Origin of the sequence: Vibrio bathopelagicus, assembly GCF_014879975.1 — a bacterium.
In the GTDB taxonomy this organism is placed as follows: Bacteria; Pseudomonadota; Gammaproteobacteria; order Enterobacterales; family Vibrionaceae; genus Vibrio; species Vibrio bathopelagicus.
The window spans coordinates 1,261,731-1,283,259 of sequence record NZ_CP062500.1 but is presented as its reverse complement, the minus strand read 5'-3'; the positions used below and the strand labels follow the sequence as shown (position 1 = coordinate 1,283,259).

Genomic DNA, 21,529 nt, shown 5'->3' with positions numbered 1-21,529 from the left:
CACTAAGCACTAAGCAAGTTTGAACTTACCAACCAAAGCTTCTAGCTCAGCAACCTTGGCATTCAAGCCCAGCGTATTTTCAGAGCTACGAGTCGCCAGTTGCAAGGATTGCTCTGAGATATCACTGATCGCCGTAATATCTGCAGCAATCTCTTTAGTCACCGCTGTCTGTTCTTCTGCCGCAGTCGCAATTGAATTAACCATGCTTTGTACATTGCCAGCACCGCTAACAATCGCTTCTAGAGCCGATACCGCCCCTGTACTTTGCTCTACACCAATTTCAACTAAACGACAGTTGTCTTGAGTGTAAGTCACGGCTTCTTGAGTACCAGACTGAATCGATTGGATGATGCCAGACACTTCTTGTGTTGCTTTAGTGGTTCTTTCAGCCAACGCTCGTACTTCGTCAGCTACCACAGCAAAGCCTCTGCCAAACTCACCAGCTCGCGCCGCTTCAATCGCCGCATTCAAAGCCAACAGGTTGGTTTGCTCTGCAATGTCTTCGATCACTTTAATTACACTGCCAATTTGTTCACCATGCGAACCCAGCGTATTCATCTGTACCGACATGTCACTCATTTGAGCAGAAACCTGTTGAATGCTTGCCACCATCTCTACAATCACATTACGGCCATCTTCTGCTGAAGACTCAGAACGTCGAGCTTCTTCATAAGTAGAGGTGCCCTGCTGAGCCACTTCAGAGATCGTAAGGCTTAGCTCTTCCGCTGCTGTTGCAATCAGATTCGCTTTATCCGCTTGTGCCGATGCACCAGAAACGATGTCGTGACTAATCGACGACAGTTCGCCGGTAACCGATTGAACTTGGTTGGTCACAGAAGAGATAGAACCTAATAGGTCCACCAATGATTTCTGCATCTGGTTAATCGACTGAGCTAAGTCAGCCAGTTCATCTCCGGAATCATCAACGATATCCCCAGCCGTTAGATCACCATTTGCCACACGTCGCGCCACTTGTTCAACACGAGTCAGACGGTTGGTGATAGAGCTAGACAATATATAGGCAATCACACAGCCAAAGACAATCGCAATCGCAGATAACACCATAATGGTACGTTCAATCGTGGTAAACGAATCGGTCAATACAAGCAGCGATTGCTCTGTATCCGCACGCTCACTTGCCGATGCTTGATCCAGTAAGTTTTCAACTGGGATTAGGGTCACCTCATACAAAGAACGAAGCTGCTGGATATTCGATAACAGCGCAGACTCATCGCTAATCTTAGGTACAAGTTTCGATTCAAACTCTTGAGTGAAGCGTCCCATTAGCTCTTCGATTCGCTGAACACGACGGTGATCTTCTGATCCTCGGTTCTCTAGACGTTTCGCTTGTGCGATGGCTTGAGCAAACTCGTTCTTATTCGAGCGATAATCATTAAGCGCATTGTCGACTTGAGTGATCGCACCTAAAGCATCTCGGTAAACATCCCCAGCTTCGTCTATCAGAACAAGGTAGGTAACAGTACCAGGAACATCGTCCATTCTTATCTCATCAGCACTTTGATGAGCACCAATAACCTCTATCCACACGATACCGACCAACGTGACAAGCACCGCCAATATAGAACCAAAACCGGCATACAGTTTCTTTCTCACCGACAATTTCACACAACACCTACCTAAATAAAATACGGACTAAATAGCCCTAACCGATAGGTATATCGGCTATCAAACGGATAACTTGAGTGAATGTAAGGTTTTTTATTTTTCGACAATAATTAAGTATTTAAAACAAAAAAACGGGAGCCAGTGGCTCCCGTTTCCTAATCTACTTTAGCTTGCGATTGTAGCTTCTTAGAATTATAGCTTCTTAGAGATAAGCGCAGAGCCAGCAATAATACCAATACCTAGTAGCATGATTGCACCTTTACCGCTGTCGAAGCCAGAAGAGATACCCATGAACGCTACGATAGCGATAGCTACTGGGATGATGTACTTAACTAGTGTGTACCATAGACCGAATAGTGGGAAAGATACTTCACCGTCGTTAGTGATTTCTTTCTCTAGGTCTGCACGGTTTAGTCTCCAACCAGCGAAGATACATACCAACATACCGCCAACTGCTAGGAAGATCTTATCAGTTAGTAAGTCGAAGATATCGAATGCGCCAGTACCGAACAATGTAGGACCGAAGCCACCAAGTGATAGAGAAGCGAAGATACATAGAATCGCCATTACTACACTTGCAGACAGTACTGCAGTCACACGCTTCATGCCTTTCTCATCGATTAGGTAAGAAACCACAACTTCAAGTAGAGATACTGAAGAAGTAAGTGCTGCAACACTTAGACCAACGAAGAACATTAGAGCAAATAGAAGACCAACTACGCCGCCCATTTCAGCGAATAGCTGAGGAACAACAACGAATACTAGACCAGGGCCAGCTGCTGGCTCCATGCCGAATGCGAACATTGCAGGGAACATTGCAACACCAGCTAGGATGGCAACACCTGTATCCATTGCAGTAACCATAGCCGTAGTTTGAACTAAGTTCTCTTTCTTCTTAAGGTAAGAACCGTATGTCAACATACAACCCATACCAAGACTTAGTGAGAAGAATGCTTGACCTAGTGCCGCTAGGATTACACCGCTATCTACTTTAGAGAAGTCAGGGCTAAATAGGAATTCAAGACCAGCCATCGCGCCCGGAAGCATTAGGCCTTTGATTGATACCACAATAAGGATGATGAAAAGAAGTGGCATCAGAATCTTACCCGCTTTCTCGATACCACCAGAAATACCCTTCATAACGATAACAACGTTAAGCAGTAGGTATAGGCCCATCCACATAAGTGGTTGAACTGGGTTTGAGATAAAGCCACCGAAGCTGTCACCGATTGCTTCAGGTGCATCTAGTAGACCACCAGCAATCTTACCGATGTATGCGATAGACCAGCCACCTACTACAGGGTAGAAACCCATGATAAGCAGACCACTCACTACGCCGATAACACCAGCGAACGTCCAACGACGGTCAGTTGATTTAAATGCACCTACTGCTGATTTTTGCGTATGACGGCCAATCGCAAATTCAGTCAGCATCACACTGAAACCGATGAAGATTACAAAAAACAGGTAAATTGCAACGAATGCACCGCCGCCACTTTCGCCTGCTGTGTAAGGGAATTTCCAAATGTTACCTAGACCAACAGCAGAACCTGCTGCAGCCATTACGAATCCTAACTTCGAACCCCAGGTATCGCGGGGTGTTGTGGTTGTATTACTAGTAGCCACGTGTACTCCAAACTTTTGTGTTATGTGATGTTGTGTTTTGCTTTGGGTGGCGTCTTTAAAAGATAAGGTGTATAAAAAAATTTACACACCTAAAAGATTTGATTGACGCTCGTTATATAGCAAGTAAACCAGTTTAAGAATAAAATTGGAAGTGCGAACCGTACATATTTCGTTACCAATGTAAATTTTTATGGTTAAATGCCGACTTTTCGTACAAAACAATCGTTTTCGTCTTAAGTTAACTAAAACTTAACAACTTTCTCCTATTTACCGCTTTTACTCTATTTTGTAAATAGTTGATTCCGCAAATTCCCATATTGGCAAAATAGCATTACTATCTAAGTGTCTCTTTTTTCGAGTATTCAATGTGGAAAAGCTCTACCATTTTTTAACTTTAGCTTCTGTCGCTTTGTACTGGGTTCTCGTAGCCGGTGTGACTTTCCGTGTCGTACTAAAACGACGCTCTGTGAGTGTTTCTCTCGCGTGGCTGATGGTTATCTACATTATCCCGATTGTTGGAGTCGCTTGTTACTTCCTTTTCGGTGAGCTAAACCTAGGTAAAAAAAGGGCTGAGCGCGCACATCGCATGTTTACTCCCTTTGGTGATTGGTTCCGACAATTAAATGATTGTCAGCTCCACCTTCCCGGAAAAGTCGGCTCCCCTATCCACAAGATCGATGAGCTTTGTAACAACCGGATGGGCATACCTGCGCTCAGTGGAAATACACTTTCATTGCAATCTTCACCCAATGAGATCCTACACGCAATTATCGAAGATATAGAAAACGCCCAGACCAGTATCAAAATGGTTTTCTATATTTGGCACCCTGGCGGCCTAACTGATTCAGTCGCATCGGCTTTAATACAAGCGGCGAAACGAGGAGTCGATGTTAAAGTTTTACTCGATTCTGCAGGTAGCCCTCGCTTTTTCAAAAGCCATTGGCATTCAATGATGAAAGACGCTGGCGTTCACGTCGTACAAGCTCTAGAAGTTAGCCCATGGCGAATCTTTTTACGCCGCTTAGATTTAAGACAACACCGTAAAATCATTGTCATCGATGAAACCATTGCCTACACAGGTTCAATGAATATGGTTGACCCTGCTCACTTCAAACAGAACTCAGGTGTCGGCCAGTGGATTGACGTCATGGTTCGTGTGACTGGACCAACGGTTAACGTATTGTCTGCGATTCACGGTTGGGATTGGGAAGTTGAAACGGGTGTACGCATTCTTCCGGATCTACCTGAGTGTGCTGTCGAAGAAATAAAAACTCACCACCCAGTGCAAGTGGTTCCATCTGGACCGGGTATGCCGGAATATTTGATCCTACAAGTTTTAACCATTGCGATTAATCAGGCGAATCACTCTGTTCGTATCACTACGCCCTACTTCGTACCCAGTGCCGACTTGTTAGAAACACTCAAAATGACCGCGCAGCGTGGTGTGACAGTAGAACTGATCATTCCACATAACAACGATTCATTGATGGTCAAATGGGCTTCTCGCGCGTTTTATACCGAGTTACTTGAAGCTGGCGTGAAGATCTATGAATTTTACGGTGGCCTTCTTCATACCAAATCAGTAGTGATTGATGAAGAGTTTTGCTTGATTGGAACGGTCAATATCGACATGCGAAGCTTGTGGCTTAACTTTGAAGTGACCCTTGCCGTTGATGATGTGCACTTCACTCAGCAGCTATCTGAATTACAGCAGTCCTATATTGATTCTTCTCATCCTGTTGAATTGGAACAATGGGAAAAAAGGAACCTGCGAAACCGTTTCTTTGAAAGGCTTTTCTACTTATTTAACCCTCTGCTCTAACGTAAACAAAGCCGCGAACACATCAAGACGTTAAAATCTATCACGACTTTTATATCTATCGCTTTTTAGCCTTTCATTGAAAAACTCACTGAAAAGTTAAAAAGCGAAAGAAAACCGTAAAAACTCAGCCTCTCCTCTTGCTTTGATGCCTCTTCGCATGTTTTAAATAGGACATAACCGTTCGATAAGGAATTCACAGCATGTCCGAAAGTAAAACCACCAAACTCATCACTGCAGGCCGTGATAAGAAGTGGACCAATGGCGTCGTAAACCCACCCGTGCAACGCGCTTCAACTGTTGTTTTCAATACGGTAGAAGAGAAACGCAAAGCGACCGTTAATCGCGCTAACAAGACACTTTTCTACGGACGCCGCGGCACCACGACTCATTTCGCATTTCAAGATGCAATGGTTGAAGTTGAAGGTGGCGCAGGCTGTGCACTCTACCCTTGTGGTACTGCAGCAATCTCAAACGCAATCTTATCGTTTGTTGAAACCGGTGATCACATCTTAATGGTCGATACCTGTTACGAGCCGACGCGTGATTTCTGTGACACCATCATGAAAAAGATGGGCGTAGAAACAACTTACTACGAACCAACGATTGGCGAAGGCATCCAAGACCTTATCAAGCCAAATACCAAGGTATTATTTACCGAGTCTCCGGGTTCAGTAACGATGGAAGTTCAAGATGTTCCGACTCTGGCTCGTATTGCTCATGAACATGACATCATCGTTATGCTTGATAATACTTGGGCGGCAGGTGTGAACTTCTCACCGTTTGATTTCGACGTTGATATCTCGATTCAAGCAGCGACCAAATACATCGTGGGGCACTCAGACGTAATGCTAGGTACCGCTGTTGCCAACGAGAAGTGCTGGGATCAACTGCGAGAGCAGAGTTACTTGATGGGACAGTGCGTATCTCCAGATGACGCTTATCTTGGTCTTCGCGGTATTCGAACTCTTGATGTTCGACTTCGCCAACACGCTGAAAGCAGCTTGAAAGTCGCAAAGTGGTTAGAGACTCGTCCTGAAGTCGATCATGTTCGTCACCCTGCCCTTGAGTCTTGCCCTGGTCATGAATTCTTTAAGCGAGACTTTACTGGCGGTAATGGCCTGTTCTCGTTCGTTCTGAAAAATTCAAACCCACAAGCAACGACCGCTCTACTTGATGGTATGACACACTTCAGTATGGGTTATTCATGGGGAGGATTTGAGAGTTTGATTCTAGCTAATGAACCAAGCAGCTTTAACAGCCTGAGAACAGTAGCAAATCCAAACTTCGAAGGAACTCTGATACGCGTTCATATCGGCTTGGAAGACGTCGATGACTTAATTGCAGACCTAGAGGCTGGCTTAGAGCGTTACAACGCGCTTGTTTAATTTAAAAAGTTAAGCAGACTCAGTCCCAAAAGGCAGGATATTCCTGCCTTTGGGCTTAGGACTTAGCCTAGACAGCCCTTTTCTAATTTTGGATATCACATTAATCCAACATCTATCAATTATCATTCCTTGCTCAATAACCAACCAGCATGTTCAACTAAGAATAGAAGCAGCTTTATTTATAAGGACAACCGACGATGTGATCGTTCACCATACCGGTTGCTTGCATAAACGCATAACAGATTGTTTCTCCTACAAACTTAAAGCCTCTTTTTTTCAAAAACTTGCTCATCTCTTTTGATTGCTCTGTAGAAGCGGGAACTTGAGACATCTCCGTCCATTGGTTCTCGACCACCTTGTTATCAACAAACTGCCATAACGCGTTAGACAGTGAACCGAACTCCTTTTGAAGTTCAAGTGTTGCTCGTGCATTGTTATAGACAGAGGCTATCTTGCCCTTGTGCCTAACCACATCAAAATTCTCAATAACATTTGGCACATCGTCTTCGTTCATCGACGAGAGCTTATTAAGATCGTAATTATCGAAAGCAGCACGATATCCTTCTCGCTTCTTAAGTATCGTAATCCAGCTAAGGCCCGCTTGTGCGCCCTCCAAAGTGATGAACTCAAATAGAATTTGGTCATCATAAACAGGCACACCCCACTCTGCGTCATGGTACTCCCTTTCCAATTCGTGTTTAAGCGCCCATGCACAGGTTCTATCCGATGAATTCACTTCCATTGTCACGGTCTCTTCTTCGTAATCGTATATAAAAATAATGCCCCATTAAGGGGCATTCATTCTTAGGGTAACTGATATTACCTTACTTCAATTTTATGAAATAAACGGTAAAGCACAGGAACAACAATTAGTGTTAGCACTGTTGCAAAGCCCAAACCAAACATAATGGTTACCGCCATTGGTTTGAAGAAAATATCAGGCAGTAGTGGGATCATACCAAGAATGGTCGTGATCGCCGCCATACATACCGGACGTACACGACTCAATGCCGCATCCACTACCGCTACATACGGATCTTTACCTGATTTCATCTCAATCCCAATCTGATCGAGCAATACAATACCGTTCTTGAGTAGCATTCCCGATAGACTCAAGAAGCCTAACAGCGCCATGAAGCCAAAAGGCGTGTTCAAGGCCAGTAGACCCGTCGTCACCCCTATCAAGGCCAGTGGTACCGTTAGCCAAACAATCAGCGGCTCTTTCACTGAGTTAAACAAGAACACAGTGATCAAGAACATGAACAAGTAGCCCAAAGGCATGGTCGTAAACAATGACGCTTGTGCATCTGCCGACGATTCATATTCACCACCCCACTCAAGTGAATAACCCGGTGGCATTTCGATCGCTTCAATTTGTGGCTGTAAACGTTTTTGAAGTGTTGATGCTGTTTCTTCACCCAACAAGTCCGGGTCCGCCATCACTGTTAGCATACGCTTACGGTTCTTACGAATGATCAACGGGTCTTCCCACTCTAGCTCGTAACCTAACGTCACTTGTTGCAGTGGAATGTACTCACTTAATGCAGGGCTCCAAATCTTCATTCCTTCGATGTTACGGATATCAATACGCTCATCTTCAGGCAATCGTGCCACGATAGGCATCAGCGTCGTACCATCACGGTACACACCAATCGACTTACCTGAGAATGACATCGCTAGGAAATCATCAACGTCAGACTTCGTGATACCGTAACGACGAGCTTGGCTTTCATTGAACTGAGGCTCTAACACCTTAGTTCTTTCACGCCAGTCATGACGAACGTTATAAGCACCTGAATCCGCACGCATCACATCCATCACTTGAGAGGCAATAGAACGAAGAATCGTTGGATCGGAACCGACAATACGAGCTTCAATCTTCGCGCCGCCGCCTGGACCCAATTCAATCTGTTTGAGTTTGTAATCGATCTCAGGGAATTGCGTGTCAACATGTTCACGGAAACGAAGCATAAGCGCTTCAAGCACTTCATAGCTCTTCACACGAACCGTTATTTCGCCGTACGCGCTATAACTTTTCTCCGGTGAATAGGTCAACATAAAACGCTGTAAACCTTTACCCGCAGTGGTTGTAATGTGCTCGGATTCCTCTTGCTCCGATAACCAGTTTTCCAGCACTTTAAGTTTCGTGTTGGTCGCTCGGATATCCGTACCTTCCGGCATCCATACATCGACTTGGAACATTGGTGTTGTAGAAGATGGGAAGAAAGCTTGTTTTACAAAACCAAAGCCGTAAACGCTCACACCCAAGCCGATAACCAAAACAAACATGGTTAGCCAAGCTCGTTTCATACAAAATTCTAGGAAGTTTTTGTAGATAACGAAAACCATCCCGTTGTATGGGTCTTTGCCTTCGCTCTCAGGATCAACCTTCTGACCTTTGAAGAAAATATCCGCGAAGAACGGGGTAATCGAGATGGCAGTAAACCAACTCAGCATTAACGAGATAAGTAGAACTGTAAACAAGGTGCCACAGTATTCGCCGGTCGAGTCTTCAGATAGACCGATTGGAGCAAACGCAGTGACCGCAATGACGGTAGCACCAAGCAGTGGCCATTTTGTTTGAGTGACGATATCAGTGGCGGCCTGCATTCGGGATCGTCCCTTTTGCGTGCCGAACAATATCCCTTCCACCACCACAATGGCGTTATCCACCAGCATCCCCAAGGCAATAACCAATGCGCCTAGTGAGATACGCTGTAGATCGATTTTGAAGTACTGCATGAAAATGAAGGTACCGAAAACGGTCAACAGCAGTATCAAACCAATCAACAAGCCGGAGCGAAGCCCCATGAAGAACAGTAGTACGATAATTACGATGGCAACCGCTTGTCCGAGGCTGACAACAAAACCACTGACCGACTTATCCACTTCTTTTGGTTGGTTATAAACCTCAGAAATATCTATTCCAACGGGCTGTTGATACTTAAGCTCCGCCAAACGTCGGTCAAAGGCTTCACCTACCGCCACCACGTTCACGCCTTGAGCAAAGGACACCCCGAGGTTAAGGGCCAGCTTTCCGTTGTAACCAATGATATTGGTGGGGACTTCAACATAACCACGCGTCACGTCGGCAACATCTTTTAAGTAGATAAGCCCTTGAGCGCCGCCTTCAGTCAGAATCAAATCGCCGAGTTGTTCAACGTTTTGGAACTCACCGGTAGGATGGATACGTATATATTCATCGCCTATCCGCACTGCGCCAGCACTGGAGACAAGATTTTGGGTGGAGAGTAGATTGAAGACGGTACTTGGAGATATCCCAAGTGAGCTTATCCGTTTCATCGATATCTCAATGAAAACCTGCTCTTGCTGTTGACCGGAAACCGAGACTTTACTCACCCCATCGACCAATTCCAGCTCTCGCCTTAGGTAATCAATATAATCGAGAAGCTCTTTATAACTGTAACCATCCCCTGTCACGGCAAGCAAAATACCGTAAACGTCACCGAAGTCATCAATGACCTGAGGATCATTCACCCCAGGTGGTAATTCCACCTTGAGATCGTTCACCTTACGACGCAGTTCATCCCAAATTTGCGGAAGATCGTCGGGGCCGTAGTTGTTTTTCATGGTGACCGTAACCTGTGACAGGCCACGACTTGAAATAGAGTTAACCTCATCCACATAAGTCAGCTGTTGTATCGCCTTCTCTAGTGGGTATGTCACTTCCTCTTCCACTTGTTGTGGCGTAGCCCCAGGGTATGAGGTAACAACCATTGCGTCTTTAATGGTGAAAGCTGGGTCTTCTAAACGACCTAAGCCAAAGAACGCAGAAACACCGCCAATCAGAAAGATCAGCGATAGCATCCAACTGATAACTTTGTTACGTATAAAGTAAGACGCAACACCTGTGATCTGTTCATCACTTTGTGGAGCGTCATTTTGAGGCTTGTTATTCACTTCACTCATTGTTCGTCTCCTGAGACAATACTTCCACTGTCATCCCATCACGCAATCGAGATACGCCCGCAACAACGACATGCTGCCCCATTTCTAATCCTTTGATAATCTGCAATGTTTTCTGATTTGCTTTACCTAACACGACTTGCTGCTTAGAGACAGTATCGTCATCATTAAGAACCCATACGTAAGAATTTGTACGAGTCAGGTCATCCCCATCGGCATTGAACACCGCTTCAATTGGGATAAGCACGCCAGCTTTTAACTCGAGGCCGATATCTCTACCGTGCGAAGTCACTTCAACCGCCATACCATCAAGAATCAGATCATCTTTCGGCATCGGCAATGCTAACGTTACAGTGAAGGTTCCAGTGCTTGGATCCGGCTCAGTCGTAAACTCTTTTATTCCAGCCGAGTACTCATTGCCGCTTGGCACCCTCACTAAAGCTTCGACGTTAGAAAGGATCGTCTCACTGGGTTGATTTACGTAGATTTGATCCGGAAGTTGTATAATAACTTCGACATCTTCAACGCTGTGAATATTCACGATTTGTTGGCCAACTTGAATGTTTTCATACTGATCAACACTGACACGTGAAATGATCCCATCCACAGGAGCGCGGAGTTTAGTAAATGACAAACGCAATTTGGCCAATTCAAGTTCGGCGTAAGCAATTTGGCGTTGAGCGGCAATTTCATCAAACTGAGACTTAGCCAATAAGCCTTTTTTAACCAAAGGGCTAGAACGTCTGTATTGGCTATCAATTACGGTGTATCTCGCTTGAGCGTTGTCGACATCTAATTGGTAATCAGTCGGGTCAAGCTCAGCAAGAATGTCGCCCTCTTTTACGCGCTCGCCCTCTTTAACATCCAGCTTAAATATCTCACCAGCCACTCGAAAGCTAAGGTGGGCTTTTTCAGCAGCATTGGCGACGGCAGGGAAATAGAGTTTGTCATTAAAGTCGAGAACCGAGATTTCAATCGCTTTGACGAGAGGAAGCTTGTCAGATTCAGTGTTACCCTTGTCTTTACAAGCGGTCAACAAAGCTAAGCAGGATAGGCCGAGAGCCATTTGAATTGTCTTCATACTACAGCCCCCTTTCCTTTATCCATTCACGAACCTTAACGCCAGATTCAAGTCCGTTAACACCAGAAGTCACCACGCGGTCACCATCATTTAAACCTGAAACAATATGACGCTTTTCATCGATCACGATTGCAACTTGTTCAACAATACCGTCGTTATTCACGCGCCATACAGAGACATCATCCCCGTCAGTCATCATCGCAGAGGTTGGAATCTTGGTTGCCGCCGCCAGTGCTGACACCAGCTTCACCGTGCCAGACATGCCCGGTAAGATCCCGATATCAGTCGGTCTCTCCATTATCATGGTGACTTTGTAAGAACCTGTTTTTGGATCCGCTTCGGTATCGACCTCTTGAAAAGTCAGTTCGTAAAAATGTTCTGGAAAAGCATCGAATACCATGGTCGCGTCTGTTTCAAAACCTGAAGAAAAGCGAGTAATTAATTGGTCAGGTAATAGGAAGACGACTTTAAGGATTTGGTTGGTTTGAATATTCATTACCCCTTGCTTTGCCGCAATATACTCGTGGTTTTCAGCAGGAATAATAGAAATGGTGCCATCATAAGGCGCAATTAATGTGGTATAGCGTAAGTTGGCTTTTGCTTGATTAAGTACAGCTCGAGCAGAGTTGTGGTTGGCTTTCGCTTGATCAAAATCTTGCTCTGAGACAACTCTATCTTTACGCAGTTTAATCGCACGCTGATACTGCACGTCGGCAAGTTTGAAGTTAGCCCTGGCTTGTTTCTCTAATAGCTGATACTCGTCAGGGTTGAGCATCGCGAGTTTTTCGCCTTTTGATACCTGTTGACCAGCAGTAACATCGAGCGTTTGTAGTAAACCTGGAACACGAAAGGCCAAGACAGCTTTATCGCCCGCTTCGGTGGTGGCGGGGAAATTTCGTTCAAAGGCATTATTACCAACGGAGACAGTGAAAAGTTTAGCAGGTCTTGATTCGGGCTCTGGAACAGGAGGCAGCTCCTTACCACACCCAGATAACCCGGACAGGGTTACCAACAGGACTAGGGAGGCTTTGTACATGGTGATCATCCATATCTATAAGTATCTTATTAACATAGATTAATCACATGTAAGTTACCAGTTATGACAATATTTATTTAGACAAAATTATTAAAAAAAATAACGGCTTGGGATAAATTTTCCTAAACCGTTCTCTATTATTTTTAGGGTAACACACTACATGTTCTTAAATGCACGATCGACTTTAAAGGTGTCAGAAGTAACATAAGCTTCCATGTTGCGTACACTGGTCTCTAACGTCTGGAAATCACCCTCTAAAGTGTTCAATAACGACTCAGCCGTTTGCCCTTTTTCCCAAGGTTTTTGCTTTAGAGTGTGCTCTTGCTTGGCTTTCATTTCATCGACATACTTAGGTGGTTGTTTTTCAAGCATAAACGTTAAAGCTAAATACGCTAATAGGACGAGAAAGCTACCACCAAGCAGCGCCGCAGAGATAACCAAGATACGAACCAACCAAACTTCCAGGCCAAAATAGTTCGCTAGCCCTGCGCACACTCCGGATAACTTACCGTTAATCGGGTCGCGATACAGTTCTCTACTCATAGTTTCGTCTCCAACTTGGTGACTCCGCATCCAGTATTTTTTCCAGTGTTTTCACACGATCTTGCATGGTTTCAGCTTGCTCAGAAAGCTTATGAAGACGATCAAGATCCGTTTCTGAAAGACCATTACTGGATTTCTTCTTGCTACGGTAATGTAAGAATAACCATAGCGGTGCCACAAAGATTAAAAAGACAATCAGTGGACCTGCAATTAGAAATGTTGACATAGACAACTCCTAAAATTATTTATCGCGGTTTTCAACTTGTTGCTTCAGTTTCGCTAGCTCTTTTTCAATTTCATCTTGAGCTTGTAGATCTGCAAACTCTTGGTCTAACGATTTTGCGTTACCTGTTTTAGCGTAAACGTCCGCTTCAGCTTCTAATTCATCCACTTTACGCGAGAATTGCTCAAACTTCGCCATTGCTTCATGGGTTTTGCTTGAATGCAGATGCTTTTGAACATCACGACGATTGCTTGCCGCATTATTACGAATCATTAATGCTTGCTGCTTTGCACGTGTTTCTGCGATTTTAGTTTCAAGCTTGCCAATCTCACTTGTCAGCTTTTCGATGGTTTCATGAACCAAAGTTTGCTCTGTGTGAAGGCTCTTAATGATGTCTTCTAGCTTTTGCTTTTCGATTAAAGCCGCTCTTGCCAAATCTTCACGTTGCTTAGTTAGAGCAAGTGTTGCTTTATTTTGCCAATCTAGAATCTGAGTTTCGATAGCTTCTACTTTACGCGCTAGTTCTTTCTTATCTGCGATTGCTTTTGCTGAGTTAGTGCGAACCTCAACCAGCGTGTCTTCCATTTCTTGGATAATCAGGCGAATCATCTTTTCAGGATCTTCAGCCTTATCTAATAATGCACTGATGTTTGAATTTACAATGTCTGCAAAGCGAGAAAAAATACCCATGAGGAACTCCTTAATTACAATGATGGCAAACGTGCTTTAAAGCGATGTTCGACTTCTCAGTCCATTTGCTCAAAAATTTACGTTTGTTGTTAAACCTACCATAAGTAATCCAAGTAGCGTGCCAACTTTTAATCCAGGTATTATCAATAACTTACAATAAAATGGTGATTAACTCGATACATGCTATGATGAATTTAGCCAAGTATTGGTATTTTTCACCACTACTCTCTTAATTTAGGCTATTTAGACAAAGCACTTTAATAACATCCACCGGCGCTCGAACCTAACAAGGACCCGCTATGCAGCAGAATCTTATTGGTGAATCCCCAAGCTTTCTCTCTGTTTTAGATAAAGTATCTCAATTAGCACCAATCGAAAGACCCATTCTGATCATCGGGGAGCGTGGTACAGGTAAAGAACTGATCGCGCAAAGGTTGCATTACCTTTCAAGACGCTGGGATCAACCTTTGATCTCGCTGAACTGCTCAACACTCAGTGAAGGTTTGATTGACTCGGAGTTGTTTGGTCATGAGTCCGGATCTTTTACCGGCTCGAAAGGACGCCATCAAGGGCGCTTTGAAAGAGCAGAAGGTGGAACGCTGTTTTTGGATGAGTTAGCAACAACCCCTCTTTCGGTTCAAGAAAAACTGTTGCGCGTTATTGAATACGGCCAGTACGAACGTGTAGGTGGGCAAAAGGCATTAAGTGCCAATGTAAGGCTAATCTGTGCGACCAATGCCGACTTACCCGCAATGGCACTCAAAGGTGAATTCAGACCCGACCTTTTAGACAGACTCGCCTTCGATGTCATTACCATTCCTCCTCTTCGCGAAAGAAAAGAAGACATCACTTTGCTCGCGGAGTATTACGCCATCAAGATGTGTCGAGAGCTCGAACTGGATCTTTTTGTCGGCTTTGCACCATCAGCTGTTGAGGCGCTGCTCGATTACTCTTGGCCCGGAAACGTCCGAGAACTGAAAAACGTTGTAGAGCGCGCTATCTATCAGCACGGCAAGAACCCATATCCTATTGAATATTTGGTATTTAACCCGTTTCAGCCAGCGTGGGAAAATGACCAAGATTCCACTCTGGAAATTGGCAATGAGCCAGCCAACGACCATACTTCATCAGAGGGCTCTTTTTCTTTACCTCTCGATTACAAAGCATGGCAAGAACAACAAGACATCAAACTACTCAATCAAGCCTTAAAGCAAAGTAAATACAACCAGAAACAAGCCGCCGAATTACTTGGGTTAACCTACAACCAATTACGTGGAATGGTGAGGAAGTACGCGATTGTCGGACAAGCGAACGATAAATAGCTGTCCACGCTTGATTATTATTTGGAGCCGAATAAATAAAATGTTAAATTGTCCGGATCTTGAGGCTCCTCTAACGCCTCGTTTCGAAAAGTATTTCTTTTTATGAAAGCACTAATAAGACTATCACTGAGCATCTGCACGCTGGGCTTTTTAGCTGGATGTGGTGAAAGTGTCGATCACGAGCAAATCCGTGAAAAAGGCTTCACTTATTGTGGCCAAGGTAACCCTAGTACGTTCAATCCACAACTGGTTGATAGTGGCATTACCTCAGAATCGTTGAGTCCTCAAATCTTCGACACGCTGCTCACTCTTGATCCCATGACATATCGACCAAAACAGAACCTAGCAACCAGCTGGTCTGTCGATAAATCAGGTACAGAGTACACCTTCACATTGCGACCAAACGTTTCGTTCCAAACCACCGATTGGTTTACACCGACTCGTAGCTTGAATGCACAAGATGTGGTCTTTAGTTTCGAACGTATTGTTGATAGCTCCAACCCATTCCATTATGTGGGTGGCGGTTTATATCCATGGTTTGCTGGCATCGATTTTCAAAACCTGATTGTTGATATTACGGCGGTCGATGATCTAACCGTAAAATTCCAATTAAGTCGCCCTGACAATTCATTCCTCAACAATATCGCTACCAGCTACGCCGTCATTCACTCCAAAGAGTACGCCAACAAGCTTGTGGCCTCTGACGAGAAAAACGAACTCGACTCTAAGCCTGTCGGTACGGGCCCCTTTTACCTAGACGAATACCAAATCAATGACCTAGTGCGATTGAAAAAGAACAAGCACTACTGGAAGGGTGACGTGCAAATGGACCAAGTTGTGTTCGACACTTCACAACGTGGTACGGGGACGCTTGCCAAGCTTCTGCGCAGTGAGTGTGACGTGTTGAATTCACCGATCTCTAGCCAAATCCCTATTATTCAAGCTCATGAAGAGTTAAAAATTTCCGCCACGCCAGCGGTCAATGTCTCTTTCATCGCGCTCAACACTGAGCACCCTGCACTGCGTGACTCTCGTGTAAGAAAGGCTTTGAATTTAGCCATTAACCGCCAAAACATTCTCGATTCTGTTTATTACGGTACGGGCACGAAAGCCTACACTCTGTTACCACCTACCTCTTGGGCTTACCAAAAAGACAGTGTTCAAGTTCGCTATGACCGCAACTACGCCGTTGCGCTTCTTAAAGAAGCAGGCGTGGAACCGGGGCTAGAGCTTTCAATGTGGGTTCCTCTAGAGCCAAGAGCTTACAACCCGAGCCCAAGAAAAACCGCAGAATTAATCCAAGCTAACTTGGCCGACATAGGCATCGAACTGAAACTCTATACCGATGACCGATTCGACCGCACACAGCTGTCTTCTATCGCCTCTACCGATCTGCTTCTGACTGGCTGGATTGGTAATACGGGTGACCCAGATAACTTCTTACGTCCCCTGCTCTCTTGCAGCTCTGAACGTGCCGGATTAAACGTTTCTATGTGGTGTAACTCAGACTTTGACTTCCTTCTGGATCTCGCTTTGGAAATCAATCAACAAAGGCACCGTGTGAACTTGTATCGACAAGCCCAAAATATTCTCAATGAAGAAGTTCCTGTGATACCTCTGGCTCACGGTGTTCAATTTCGCGTGCACGACCGCTCACTGACCGGATTTAAACAGAGTCCGTTCAATGCCCAACCTTTTGATCAAGTCAGAAGAGAGGTGCGCTGATGTTTTGGTACACACTGAGACGCGTTAACTTATTCGTCATTACCCTCGCTATTCTTACATTAGTGGGCTTTTCCCTGCTTCGACTAGATCAGACTTCACCTTGGGCGATTCAAGATTTCTGGCCTGGCTGGATTAGCTATATCACAGAGTTATCAACGCTTAACTTTGGTTTGAGCAAGCATGGTGTCCCTATCATTGATGAGCTGGTTGTGGTGTTTCCTGCCACTCTAGAGCTGTGTTTCTTTGCCTTTATTCTCGCGCTATTTATCGGTATTCCTTTTGGTACGATTGCGGGCATGAAACAAGGCAAGTTTGTCGATACCACCATATCGTTTACCTCGATGGCAGGTTACTCGGCGCCGATCTTTTGGGTTGCGTTGCTAATGATCATGGTGTTCTCTTTGCACTTCGAGATGTTCCCGGTTGGTGGTCGTTACGATCTGCTCTACGAAATTGAACATGTGACTGGCTTTGCGATGATCGATGCGTTCTTCGCTGAAGGTAAATATCGCGCGCACGCTTTGCAAAGTGTCATAGAGCATATGGCATTGCCTTGTCTGGTTTTAGCACTAGCGCCAACCACTCAGGTAATTCGATTGATGCGTGCATCTGTGGCGGAAGTCATGACACAAAACTACATCCGTGCAGCACGAATTAAAGGTCTTTCAACGCGAGAGATCATCACCCAGCACGTGCTAAGAAATGCGATTCCACCGATCATTCCAAAGGTCGGTGTTCAACTATCAAGTATGTTAACGCTGGCTATTATCACTGAGTCTATCTTCAACTGGCCAGGTATTGGTCGTTGGCTACTCGATGCTCTGTCTAATCAAGATTATGTTTCAATTCAAGCGGGCGTGATTGTGGTCGCGACGCTGGTTCTGACTGCGAATATTTTGTCAGATCTATTGGGCGCAATGGTCAATCCACTGGTAAGGAAGGAATGGTATGCTAACAAATAACGTCTACCAGGAAGAACAAATTCCAACCCAGTTTGAGCGTTTCTGGCGAAGCTTTCGTGCCAACAATCTAGCGATGTTTGGATTATGGTGTTTGGGACTGATCATTTTAGTGACGATAACGTCACCTTGGTTGGCTCCACACGATTCTCAAGAACAAACGGGGCATTTGTTAACACCGCCTTCTTGGGATCCAGCTGGCACGGTTGAATACTTCCTTGGTACTGATGACTTGGGTCGAGACATTCTCTCTCGTCTGATTATTGGATCACAGCTGACCTTTGGCGCAGCGGTTATCATTACCTTCATTGCAGCGGTCATAGGCTGCCTGATTGGCGTTCTCGCGGGAATGACTCGTGGGTTGCTATCAAGCACGCTAAACCACCTGCTTGATACCGTTATGTCGATTCCGTCTTTGCTGCTCGCTATCATCTTTGTGGCTTTTCTCGGCTTTGGTGAATTTAATATCTTACTGGCGCTGTGCTTAGCTTTGATCCCGCGCTTTATCCGCTCGGTGTACATTGCCGTGCATGCCGAGGTAGAGAAAGACTATATTCTTGCTTCACGTCTTGATGGTGCGAACGACTTCTATTTGTTATGGAACTCGATTGTTCCTAATATCCTAACCGTTGTTGCGCTTGAGATTACACTTGCACTGTCAGTCGCCATTCTCGATATTACCGCTTTGGGCTTCTTAGGTTTAGGCGCACAAGCACCGAGTACTGAGTGGGGCTCAATCTTGGGTGACTCAGTCGAACTGATTTACCTCGCACCATGGACAGTAACCCTACCCGGCTTAGCTATTATGTTTACCGTTATCGTTGTTAACCTCGTGGGTGAAGGTGTTCGCCAAGCGCTAAATGCAGGAATCGAATAATGCCGTTACTTGATATTCGACACCTAACCATCGAAATTGAAACGCCGCAAGGGATGGTTAAAGCCGTTGATCGAATGAGTATTACCCTGAATGAAGGGGAAATTCGTGGTCTGGTAGGTGAATCTGGTTCAGGCAAAAGCTTGGTTGCGAAAGCGATCGTCGGTGTTTGTAAAGAAAACTGGAAAGTGTCCGCTGACCGAATGCGCCTTGGCAATATCGATTTACTTCAGCTGACACCCAGAGAACGACGCCGTGTCATAGCACGCGATATCGCGATGATCTTCCAAGAACCATCTACCTGTCTTGACCCCTCTGAAAAAGTGGGTCATCAGCTGATTGAAGCGATTCCTTCATATTCATTCGAGGGTCGATGGTGGCAACGATTCAAATGGCGTAAGAAACAGGCCATTGCTCTGCTGCATAAAGTCGGCATTAAAGATCATTCTCGCCTGATGGAAAGCTATTCGTATGAGCTGACTGATGGTGAATGTCAAAAAGTCATGATTGCGATGGCGATTGCTGCCAAGCCAAAGATCTTGATTGCTGATGAGCCGACTAACGATCTCGATCCAATTACTCAATCGCAGATCTTGCGCTTGTTGAGTCGGATGAATCAACTTCACAACACGACAATTCTCCTCATCGGACACGATTTAACGACCATCACTCAGTGGGCGACACGAATTACCGTTATGTATTGTGGTCAATCCGTCGAATCTGCTGATACAGCAAAGCTGTTGGATGTACCAAAGCACCCCTATACAGTCGCGCTACTAAAAGCGATGCCCGACTTCAACGATTGGATTCCACACAAAGAAAAGTTGCAATCGCTGCCAGGGTCAATTCCTCCATTGCAGCATCTACCGATAGGTTGCCGGCTAGGTCCGCGTTGCCCGTACGCACAGAGGCAATGTGTTGAGATCCCTCATACCAAACGTCTTAAAAACCACAAGTTTAGTTGTCACTTCCCTCTTAATATGGAGAAGAAAAAGAAATCATGAGTGCACTATTAGAAGTCAGTGAGTTATCAAAAGACTTTACGACACGCTCTGGCCTTTTTCGTAAAAAGATTCATCAGGCAGTCAAACCTGTGAGCTTTAGTCTGGAAGCCGGTCAAACCATTGGTTTTATCGGCCAAAACGGCTCTGGCAAATCTACATTGGCACGAATGCTTGCAGGTATGGTAGAGCCCACTTCAGGCGAAATTCGAGTTAACGGTGAAAGACTGGAGCACAAAGACTATTCGACGCGCTGTAAGCTGATTCGTATGATCTTCCAAGATCCCAACACCTCACTTAACCCGCGTATACAGATAGGTCGAATCCTTGAAGGCCCTTTAAAGCGAAATACGGGAATGCCTCCAGAAGCGCGCATGAAGCGCGTGAAAGAGACTTTGCTGCGTGTTGGACTCTTACCAGAGCACGCCTACTTTTACCCGCAGATGTTAGCTGCTGGTCAAAAACAAAGGGTATGTTTGGCGCGCGCCTTAATCCTTCAACCATCAATCATTGTTGCAGACGAAGCATTGAATGGTTTAGACATGGCGATGCGTTCTCAGATCATCAACCTGTTCTTAGAGCTGCAAGAAGAGATGGGCGTATCGTTTGTTTACGTGTCTCAGCATATCGGTATCGTTAAGCACATCACCGATAAGATCATTGTCATGCACGAAGGAAATGTCGTTGAGTCTGGTGAAACACATGAGGTGCTCACCAACCCGACCCACCAGATCACTCAAAGACTGGTAGAAAGTCACTTCTTCAAAGCGCCAAACCACTAGCTCATAACCTCGCTCCCATCGCTAATAAGAACGTAGAGATGGGAGGTTTCGATGTGGTTCTCAAGGAGGAGAAACACTTGTTGATACCAATTCCAAACCTCACACCAATTATCTTACTTGCACTTCCTTTATTAACACTGCTTTCTTTCAACGTTGCCAGCACACCACTCACTTGGCTTGATAAAACGTTTGTCGAAAACGCATTTTATGATGTCGCTTTACGCCATGAATACGCTCAAGGCAACAAACCGCTCGCCAAGTGGAAGCAACCTATTAAGATTTGGGTCGATCACAGAGTCGGCGACAAAGAACTACATCAAGAGCTTACAGAGCTTCATATCCAACACTTAGCTGAAGTTACCCAGCATCCTATTTCACTCGTTAGAAGAGAGTCCGAAGCCAACGTCAAATGGGTATACACGCGACAAAGCAAATGGATAGCAGAAGCCAAAACAGTACTCAAACTGAAATCAACACAGCATCTAAATAGCGCTATCTGTACTGCAGGCTATCGAACTAATTCCAAAGGGGAGATTGTATATGCAGGGATTGTGATCCCAGTGGATCAAGCGAGAGCAAGAGGAAAGCTGGTCGCATGTATTGTTGAAGAAATCACACAGGTACTTGGGTTACCCAATGACTCAGACAAAGCCTACCCTTCTATATTCAATGACTACACGCCTGAAGACTTATTATCGCCATTAGATGTGGTGCTGCTAAAGCTGTTGTATGAACCAGAATTGAAGGTTGGAATGACCGAAACAGAAGCAAAGCCCATTGTTCGAAAGATATTGAAGAGATACAGCGAAACAGGCGTTCTTCAACAAGCTTCTAAAGCTGCACTGCAGGCGCCTTTGTATCAATTGATTGGTTACTAACGGAATGATCAAGTATTAACGGAATAACT

18 protein-coding genes are annotated in these 21,529 nt (G+C 45.0%); 9 read left to right on the top strand and 9 right to left on the bottom strand.

The features are described from left to right. Positions 1-9: 9 nt before the first annotated feature. Together IHV80_RS05815 and IHV80_RS05810 are read right to left on the bottom strand one after the other, a co-directional pair. Positions 10-1,626, bottom strand: a complete 1,617-nt coding sequence (locus tag IHV80_RS05815) for a methyl-accepting chemotaxis protein (protein ID WP_192890379.1) — start codon at positions 1,624-1,626, stop codon at positions 10-12. 192 nt (positions 1,627-1,818) lie between these two features. Next, positions 1,819-3,252, bottom strand: coding sequence for a sodium-dependent transporter (locus IHV80_RS05810; RefSeq protein WP_012604350.1), 1,434 nt, complete (start codon positions 3,250-3,252; stop codon positions 1,819-1,821). Positions 3,253-3,619: 367 nt separating this feature from the next. On the opposite strand from IHV80_RS05810, the gene cls reads away from it, so the two are divergent. Next, positions 3,620-5,074 (top strand): cardiolipin synthase, encoded by a 1,455-nt coding sequence (gene cls, locus IHV80_RS05805; RefSeq protein WP_192890378.1) that lies wholly within the window; start codon positions 3,620-3,622, stop codon positions 5,072-5,074. Between the two features lie 200 nt (positions 5,075-5,274). Further along, positions 5,275-6,459: a cystathionine beta-lyase gene (locus IHV80_RS05800; RefSeq protein ID WP_192890377.1), complete on the top strand. Its 1,185-nt coding sequence runs from the start codon at positions 5,275-5,277 to the stop codon at positions 6,457-6,459. Between the two features lie 175 nt (positions 6,460-6,634). On the opposite strand, the gene IHV80_RS05795 is transcribed toward IHV80_RS05800, so the two are convergent. From IHV80_RS05795 to pspA, 7 genes are all read right to left on the bottom strand, one after another. Continuing rightward, the gene (locus IHV80_RS05795) at positions 6,635-7,201 is read right to left on the bottom strand and encodes a DNA-3-methyladenine glycosylase I (protein ID WP_192890376.1); all 567 of its coding nucleotides are present in this window, start codon (positions 7,199-7,201) and stop codon (positions 6,635-6,637) included. Between the two features lie 77 nt (positions 7,202-7,278). Next, positions 7,279-10,389, bottom strand: coding sequence for an efflux RND transporter permease subunit (locus tag IHV80_RS05790; protein WP_192890375.1), 3,111 nt, complete (start codon positions 10,387-10,389; stop codon positions 7,279-7,281). Further along, a complete protein-coding gene (locus IHV80_RS05785; protein ID WP_192890374.1) occupies positions 10,382-11,467 on the bottom strand; it encodes an efflux RND transporter periplasmic adaptor subunit in 1,086 nt (361 codons plus the stop codon). Before IHV80_RS05785 ends, IHV80_RS05790 begins: the two co-directional genes overlap by 8 nt. 1 nt (position 11,468) lies before the next feature. Further along, on the bottom strand, positions 11,469-12,503 hold the full coding sequence (locus IHV80_RS05780; RefSeq protein WP_192890373.1) for an efflux RND transporter periplasmic adaptor subunit: 1,035 nt from the start codon (positions 12,501-12,503) through the stop codon (positions 11,469-11,471). A 156-nt stretch (positions 12,504-12,659) separates the two neighbouring features. Continuing rightward, positions 12,660-13,046 carry an envelope stress response membrane protein PspC gene (gene pspC / locus IHV80_RS05775; RefSeq protein ID WP_102435354.1) on the bottom strand — a complete coding sequence of 129 codons (387 nt, stop codon included), beginning with the start codon at positions 13,044-13,046 and terminating at the stop codon, positions 12,660-12,662. Further along, complete coding sequence (pspB, locus tag IHV80_RS05770) at positions 13,039-13,272, bottom strand: envelope stress response membrane protein PspB (RefSeq protein WP_192890372.1); 234 nt, start codon at positions 13,270-13,272, stop codon at positions 13,039-13,041. The genes pspC and pspB overlap by 8 nt, the downstream gene beginning before the upstream one ends. Before the next feature lie 15 nt (positions 13,273-13,287). Further along, on the bottom strand, positions 13,288-13,959 hold the full coding sequence (pspA, locus tag IHV80_RS05765) for a phage shock protein PspA (protein WP_004734604.1): 672 nt from the start codon (positions 13,957-13,959) through the stop codon (positions 13,288-13,290). A gap of 299 nt (positions 13,960-14,258) precedes the next feature. Here pspA and pspF point away from each other — a divergent pair, with 299 nt between their 5' ends. The 7 genes from pspF (at position 14,259) to IHV80_RS05730 (ending at position 21,500) form a co-directional block, all read left to right on the top strand. Beyond that, positions 14,259-15,281, top strand: coding sequence for a phage shock protein operon transcriptional activator (pspF, locus tag IHV80_RS05760; protein ID WP_192890371.1), 1,023 nt, complete (start codon positions 14,259-14,261; stop codon positions 15,279-15,281). A 102-nt stretch (positions 15,282-15,383) separates the two neighbouring features. Then, a complete protein-coding gene (gene sapA, locus IHV80_RS05755; RefSeq protein ID WP_192890370.1) occupies positions 15,384-17,006 on the top strand; it encodes an ABC transporter substrate-binding protein SapA in 1,623 nt (540 codons plus the stop codon). Further along, positions 17,006-17,968 carry an ABC transporter permease gene (locus IHV80_RS05750; protein ID WP_192890369.1) on the top strand — a complete coding sequence of 321 codons (963 nt, stop codon included), beginning with the start codon at positions 17,006-17,008 and terminating at the stop codon, positions 17,966-17,968. Before sapA ends, IHV80_RS05750 begins: the two co-directional genes overlap by 1 nt. Beyond that, complete coding sequence (locus tag IHV80_RS05745) at positions 17,955-18,842, top strand: ABC transporter permease subunit (protein WP_017108394.1); 888 nt, start codon at positions 17,955-17,957, stop codon at positions 18,840-18,842. Before IHV80_RS05750 ends, IHV80_RS05745 begins: the two co-directional genes overlap by 14 nt. Next, a complete protein-coding gene (locus IHV80_RS05740) occupies positions 18,842-19,843 on the top strand; it encodes a peptide ABC transporter ATP-binding protein (protein WP_192890368.1) in 1,002 nt (333 codons plus the stop codon). The genes IHV80_RS05745 and IHV80_RS05740 overlap by 1 nt, the downstream gene beginning before the upstream one ends. Further along, the gene (locus IHV80_RS05735; RefSeq protein ID WP_017108396.1) at positions 19,840-20,622 is read left to right on the top strand and encodes a peptide ABC transporter ATP-binding protein; all 783 of its coding nucleotides are present in this window, start codon (positions 19,840-19,842) and stop codon (positions 20,620-20,622) included. The genes IHV80_RS05740 and IHV80_RS05735 overlap by 4 nt, the downstream gene beginning before the upstream one ends. A gap of 38 nt (positions 20,623-20,660) precedes the next feature. Further along, complete coding sequence (locus IHV80_RS05730; protein WP_404818317.1) at positions 20,661-21,500, top strand: DUF2927 domain-containing protein; 840 nt, start codon at positions 20,661-20,663, stop codon at positions 21,498-21,500. Positions 21,501-21,529 lie beyond the last annotated feature (29 nt).